The sequence below is a fragment of the Aminobacter sp. AP02 genome, assembly GCF_003148805.1.
In the GTDB taxonomy this organism is placed as follows: domain Bacteria; phylum Pseudomonadota; class Alphaproteobacteria; order Rhizobiales; family Rhizobiaceae; genus Aminobacter.
The window spans coordinates 1-1,017 of sequence record NZ_QGGX01000072.1 but is presented as its reverse complement, the minus strand read 5'-3'; the positions used below and the strand labels follow the sequence as shown (position 1 = coordinate 1,017).

Genomic DNA, 1,017 nt, shown 5'->3' with positions numbered 1-1,017 from the left:
ATGAGTGCCGTGATCGCCGCGTCCATGATGCCCTCGGGCACTTCATAACCGTCGCGGTCGAGGATCGCCGGGTTGGTCATCAGGTGGCCGACATTGCGCACCAGCATCAAGGAACGGCCGGGCAGCGAAACGGTCTTGCCGTCCGGGCCGGTGTAGGAGCGGTCGCCATTGAGCTTGCGGGTGACAGCCTTGCCGCCCTTGTCGAAGGTTTCCGACAGGTCACCACGCATCAGGCCGAGCCAGTTGCGGTAGACCACGACCTTGTCTTCGGCATCGACTGCCGCGACCGAATCCTCGCAGTCCTGGATGGTGGTCAAAGCCGATTCCAGCACCATGTCCGAGATGCCGGCCGGATCGGTCTTGCCGATGGCCGAGTCGCGGTTGACCACGACCTCGACATGCAGGCCGTTCTTGGCCAGCAGCACCGCCTCGGGGTTCCTGGCCTCACCGCGATAACCGGCGAACTGCTTTGGCTCGCGCAGCGCCACGGAACCGGAAGCAGCCGCCAGCACGAGCTTGCCATCGACAACCGACAGAGCGCTCACATCCGACCAGCTGCCCTTTTCCAGCGGTGCCGACTCGTCCAGAAACGCCTTGGCCCAGGCGATGACCTTGGCGCCGCGCTTGGGGTTGTAGCCCTTGGTCTTCTCGGCGCCGTCGGCATCGGAAATCGCGTCGGTGCCATAAAGCGCATCGTAGAGCGAACCCCAGCGCGCGTTGGCGGCGTTGAGCGCATAACGCGCGTTCATCACAGGCACCACCAGCTGCGGGCCGGCAACGGTGGCGATCTCGGCATCGACGTTGTCGGTCGTCACGGAGAAGGCCGGGCCTTCCGGCACGAGATAGCCGATGTCGGACAAAAACGCCTTGTAGGCGGCCATGTCGTGGGGTGCGCCATGCTTGCGGTACCAGGCGTCGAGCTTGAGCTGGAAGTCGTCGCGCTTTTCGAGCAGCGCCCGGTTCTTCGGGCCAAGATCATGCACGATATCGGCAAAACCCTCCCAGAACTTTCCAGCA

Annotated in this window: 1 pseudogene; it reads right to left on the bottom strand. The window is 64.0% G+C overall.

From position 1 onward, the window contains the following. Nucleotides 1-1,017 (bottom strand): annotated as a pseudogene (locus C8K44_RS27230) (malate synthase G); the annotation flags it as partial.